The sequence below is a fragment of the Pseudoalteromonas sp. TB51 genome, from assembly GCF_000498055.1.
In the GTDB taxonomy this organism is placed as follows: domain Bacteria; phylum Pseudomonadota; class Gammaproteobacteria; order Enterobacterales; family Alteromonadaceae; genus Pseudoalteromonas; species Pseudoalteromonas atlantica.
Window position 1 is genome coordinate 1 of sequence record NZ_AUTO01000192.1, and the last position, 5,275, is coordinate 5,275.

Consider the following 5,275-nt stretch of genomic DNA (forward strand, 5'->3'; position numbering starts at 1 on the left):
GGCTAGCTCAGGCGAAGGTGTTTGATAACCTTGCTCAGCATAGCTGTTTGGCATTATTACAACACAACAAATAAAGGCAACTAACAGCCTAAATGCGTTCATGTATTTATCCTTTTGTTATTTTTAAGATTATAAAAGTTATATAAACATGTTTTGCTCTGTTCATAAAGTATTAAGCTTTAAATTACAGGGCTAAAAGATGACTTAAACGCATTATATACGCTACACTACGCAGCTATTTACTCACTACTGCGCGCTTAAAATACCATGCCTAACAAAGCTAAATCGGTCACTATTTTTGATGTTGCTCACCGTGCGGGGGTGTCTAAATCGACCGTATCGCTAGTGCTTACGCACAGTAATAAAGTAGCCGATAAAAGCAAACAAAAAGTGTTACAAGCCATAGATGAGCTAGGTTATGTGTATAATCGCGATGCAGCGGCTATGCGCTCTGGGCGCTCTAATTTAGTAGTTGTAGTAATTGACGATTTAACAAACCCGCTTATGGCATTGCTTGCTAAAAATATTGAGCAGGCATTAAGCGAGGCTTTTTTTCAGGCCATTATTGTTAGTAGTAACAACTGCGTAGAGCGCCAAACGCAGCTAATAAATAATTTAAAAGAATACAAAGTGGCTGCATTTATAATTTGCCCTGTGGCTAGTACCTGTGCGCAGTGGCTCGACAACCTTGCTACTGCCTACAATGTTATTAGCCTAATGCACGAAGTACCTTACAGCTCAGCCCCGTGTGTTTTACCCGACTACACTAAAGCAAGCCATGTAGTAACACTGCAGCTAATAAATGATTCGCCTAAAAACATACTGTTTGTGGGTGATGAAAGCTTATCTGCACAAGGTTTATTAAGTGGCTTTAATAGCGCGTGTAAAAAACACAATATAACCCCTGAGCCAGCTATTACGTGCACAAAAAGCACCCCATTACATGCTAAGCAAATATTTAGTAGCACATTACTTAATAATCCGAGTATTGACGCGGTTGTATGCGCTAATAATATAATTGCGCATGGTGTTTTAGCCGCCGCCCCGCATTTAAAAAACAATATAGTAAGCTGCTTACATATTCCTGATATTACCGAAATGCAACCTCGCTTTACTTGCGCCAATATAAACACGCAAGAGCTTGCTAAGCGCAGTATTTTAGTGCTGCAAGAACAACTTCAAACAAACACTGCACCAGTAAAAACACTGGTAAATGTAAACCTACAAATTAGAGAAACACCGTAATGAAAAAAGTGCTGGTAATTGGTTACGTATGGCCAGAGCCAAATTCGTCTGCTGCGGGTACGCACATGATGTCGTTATTAAATGCGTTTAAAGCGCAAAATTGGCAAGTAGAATTTGCCACCCCAGCACAGCGCACCGAGCACATGGTAAACCTAGATCACTTTGGTATAACCAGTCAAAGCATTGCCCTAAACTGCGAAAGTTTTGATGAGTACGTTAAAGCGTACAACCCAGACATAGTGATGTTTGACCGCTTTATGATGGAAGAACAATTTGGCTGGCGTGTAGATAAACATTGCCCTAATGCCATTAAAATACTCGATACCGAAGATTTACAATGCCTACGTAATGCGCGCCACGAAGCGCACAAAGGCGAGCGAGAATTTACCACCAGCGATTTACATTCAGACATAGCAAAACGCGAAATAGCCGCAATATTGCGCTGCGACCTAAGCTTAATTATTTCAAGCTTTGAAATGCAATTACTTAGTAGTGTATTTAACGTAGAAGCCAGTTTATTACATCATCTCCCTTTTATGGTCGATTTAACTGCTTTACCTGCGCAAACTAAATCGTTTGAACAACGAGAGCACTTTATGACCATAGGTAACTTTAGACACGCCCCCAACTGGGATGCCGTGCTGTACTTACAAAAAATATGGCCGCTTATTCGCAAGCAATTACCAAAAGCAGAACTGCATATTTATGGCTCTTACCCGCCACCAAAAGCAACAGCACTTAATAACCCTAAAACCGGTTTTTTAATAAAAGGCTGGGCCGATAACGCCTATGAGGTAATGCAAAGCGCACGCGTATGTTTAGCCCCACTTCGTTTTGGCGCAGGTATAAAAGGCAAGCTGCTAGAAGCAATGATAATGCAAACCCCCAGTGTAACTACCAATATAGGCAGTGAGGGCATGCACAACGAACTACCATGGCCTGGTAAAGTGGTTAATAATACCGACGACTTTGCAAATGCAGCCGTTGAGCTTTACAACAATCAAGCCGATTTTGAACACGCGCAACAAGCTGGCAATACACTACTAAATGCCTTGTACGACAAAGTAAAATTAAGCGCGGCGTTAATTAATAAAATTGACTCTATAAGCAACGATTTAAAAGCTCATAGGGAAAAAAACTTCACCGGACAAATGTTAAAACACCATACTATGCGCAGTACGCAATATATGGCGCAATGGATTGCTGAAAAAAATAAAAAATTAGATTAAAAATGACTAGACTCCTACAGATTTGTGTTTAAAATCGCGCCCATTACAAATGGGCGTTTTAGCCTATACTTTTAGCTAATTTATTTACACACTGGTCCATACAAGATTTGAAAACTGCAACCTTTACTGAAAAACGCAAATTTATCGTTAAATTAGGTAAAATGCTTCATAAGTACGGCACCCCAGCGTACCGCCTAGAAGCACACTTAATGGAAGTGGCCACTTACTTAGGACTTAAATCGTCTTTTGTTATGTCGCCAACTTCGGTAACGTTTGTAATTTGGACTGATGGCCACGAAGACGAATACACCCACGTGGCACGCGTAGACCCAGGCGATCACGACTTAGGCTCACTTGCCGACACCGACGACTTAGTTAATCAAATGCTCGACGACAAGCTCACCTTACAAGAAGTTGATGCTCAGCTTGATGCCATTTACGACATGCCAAACCCGTACAATAAATTTGTTACCGGTATTGCTTTTGCAACATCGGGGGGTGCATTTGCCATGCTAATGGGTACCAGCTGGACAGACGTTATTTGGTCTGCGTTACTTACTTTAGTGGTGTATGTGTTTGTGCTGTGGTCGGGGCGCTCAAAACGGGTTGCTCATATGCTTGAGCCCCTGGTTGCTATAGTATCGGCAGTGCTGGCTTGTGCAATAAGTGTGTATATTTCGCCCGATATAAATATACGGTTAGTCGTGCTTTCAGCCATTATTGTATTTATACCTGGTTTAGCGCTAGCGCTTGGTTTAGCAGAACTTGCAGCTAGGCATTTGGTGTCGGGTACGGCGCGGGTTATGGACTCGTTTATGCTGTTATTTAAACTGTACTTTGGCGCCTTTATTGGCATAGGCATTGGCTTTGCCATATTTGGCCAAACCGATTTTGTACAGCCCGAGCCACTACCGCGCTGGACTGCGTGGTTGGCTATATTTTTACTTTGTAGCAGCTTAATAGTGATATTTAGAACCAAACTTAAACATGCTGGATGGTCAATCGCATCTGGTTTTATAGCCTATGGCACGAGTATTGGTTCGGCTATGTACCTTGACTACACGTTAGGCACGTTTGTTGGTGCGCTTTCGGTTGGAGTGTTTAGTAACTTATTTAACCGCGTTGCAAATGCCCCAGCTTCCATTGTTGCCATGCAAGGCTTAATTGTACTGGTACCCGGCAGTAAAACGTATATTGGCTTAAACTCGCTTATTGAAGGTCAAGACTTTGTTTATGCCGAGCATATAGGCCAGCAAACGTTTTTAATATTTATGTCTCTTGTAGCAGGGCTAATATTTGCAAACGTAGCTTTACCGCCTAAAAAAAGCTTATAAGCTTGTTACCATTTAAAAGCCCGTTTACTTTGTAACGGGCTTTGTTGTTTAACGTACTATTCGCTATGGGGAATAGTGAGTACTATTTTTCCTACGTGTTGTTTTTGTGCAAACACTTTTTGCGCTATAACAATTTCGCTCAATGGGAATGTTTGCGCCACCATAGGCTTAATTTTTTCTTGTTCAATAAAGTTAACTAAACTTTTAAATACCTCAGGCTCTATAACTGTACAGCCAAAAAAAGTTAAATCTTTTAAGTACAAAGTACGTATATCAAGCTCTACTAATGCCCCGCCAATAGCGCCCGACACCGCATAACGCCCCTTTGGTTTTAATACCTCCAGCAGTGCAGGCCATTGCTCACCGGCAACAAGGTCAATGACTACATCAACACTGTTTTTACCTAAGGCTTGAATTAAATCATCTTCACGAAATATAACTTTATCGGCACCTAACCCTTCAAGCTGCTGCGCCTTACTTTTACTCGTAATGGCAATAACAAAAGCGCCACGTGCTTTAGCTAATTGCACTGCCGCTGAGCCAACACCACCAGAAGCCCCTGTAATTAAAACAGTTTGCCCTTGCTGTGGGTTTGAGCGAAAAAGCATGTTTTCGGCCGTAGAATATGAGCACGGAAAAGAGGCCAGCTCTTCATCACTATAGTTACTATTAATTTTATAAGCGTGAATAGAGTCAACGCGGGTAAACTGTGCAAAGCCACCATCGCACTCAGAGCCAAAATACCATGGCGATTTAAGCGTTTCGCCATTAGCTTTAATTAAACATGGCTCAACAATAACGCGCTCACCAATACGGCTTTGATCTACGTTTTTACCAACAGCGACTATTACGCCGCACACATCTGCCCCCTGAATACGAGGAAAAACAAACGCATCACCAGACCAACTTGCATCGTCTTTACTGCTTTGTTTTTTAGCGTACCACGCCGTGCGGGTATTAAGATCTGTGTTATTAACACCTGCAGCCATGACTTTTATAAGTACATCGGTTTGTGCAAGCGCTGGCAACGGTAAGTTAGTTGCATACTTTAATACATCAAAATCGCCATGCTCGGTAAGCTGTACAGCGTGCATTGTGCTAGGTAAATTTGCCATTGGTTGCTCCTTTATATTAATTTAAGAATACTGTTTTTTGCTGATGTAACCGCCTCATCGCCCATAACTGGCCATGCACTCGACACTCCCTCGTGCAGCAAAAACAAGCTACTAGCCAACGATGAATTTAAACCTTGCTCACCTAGCAGTTTTTTTACGTCATTTTTATGTGTTTGCACCGCAAGGCTAATAGCTTCATCTTCAGGAAACGCCGACAACGCATTAATAGATAAACAGCCATTAGGCGCAAATTGCACCATCCACGCTTTTAGTTGATCAAACATGTGCAAAACCGCCTCAACTCCCGGAGCAGGTGCACCTTTAAGTAAAAAATTAATATAGCGATTATGGC

At 41.9% G+C, this 5,275-nt stretch carries 5 protein-coding genes; 3 read left to right on the plus strand and 2 right to left on the minus strand.

Annotated features, from left to right (window positions below):
* The first annotated feature begins 267 nt into the window (after positions 1-267).
* The 3 genes from L650_RS0110185 to L650_RS0110195 all read left to right on the plus strand — a co-directional run bounded on the left by L650_RS0110185 (position 268) and on the right by L650_RS0110195 (position 3,808).
* A complete protein-coding gene (locus tag L650_RS0110185; protein ID WP_029773037.1) occupies positions 268-1,245 on the plus strand; it encodes a LacI family DNA-binding transcriptional regulator in 978 nt (325 codons plus the stop codon).
* Positions 1,245-2,474 carry a glycosyltransferase gene (locus L650_RS0110190; RefSeq protein WP_029773038.1) on the plus strand — a complete coding sequence of 410 codons (1,230 nt, stop codon included), beginning with the start codon at positions 1,245-1,247 and terminating at the stop codon, positions 2,472-2,474. The genes L650_RS0110185 and L650_RS0110190 overlap by 1 nt, the downstream gene beginning before the upstream one ends.
* Before the next feature lie 107 nt (positions 2,475-2,581).
* Positions 2,582-3,808, plus strand: coding sequence for a threonine/serine exporter ThrE family protein (locus L650_RS0110195; RefSeq protein WP_029773039.1), 1,227 nt, complete (start codon positions 2,582-2,584; stop codon positions 3,806-3,808).
* A 56-nt stretch (positions 3,809-3,864) separates the two neighbouring features.
* Here L650_RS0110195 and L650_RS0110200 read toward each other — a convergent pair whose 3' ends face one another.
* Entirely contained in the window at positions 3,865-4,923 is a 1,059-nt protein-coding gene (locus L650_RS0110200) for an alcohol dehydrogenase family protein (RefSeq protein ID WP_029773040.1), read from the minus strand.
* 11 nt (positions 4,924-4,934) lie between these two features.
* Positions 4,935-5,275, minus strand: a 341-nt coding sequence (locus L650_RS0110205) for a hypothetical protein (protein WP_029773041.1), incomplete at its 5' end; no start/stop codon positions are given.

What these genes read in the sequence shown, in the direction of transcription:
- L650_RS0110185 (WP_029773037.1), top strand. Translation starts at nt 268, where the DNA reads ATGCCTAACAAAGCTAAATCGGTCACTATTTTTGATGTTGCTCACCGT.
- L650_RS0110200 (WP_029773040.1), bottom strand. Translation starts at nt 4,923, where the DNA reads ATGGCAAATTTACCTAGCACAATGCACGCTGTACAGCTTACCGAGCAT.
- L650_RS0110190 (WP_029773038.1), top strand. Translation starts at nt 1,245, where the DNA reads ATGAAAAAAGTGCTGGTAATTGGTTACGTATGGCCAGAGCCAAATTCG.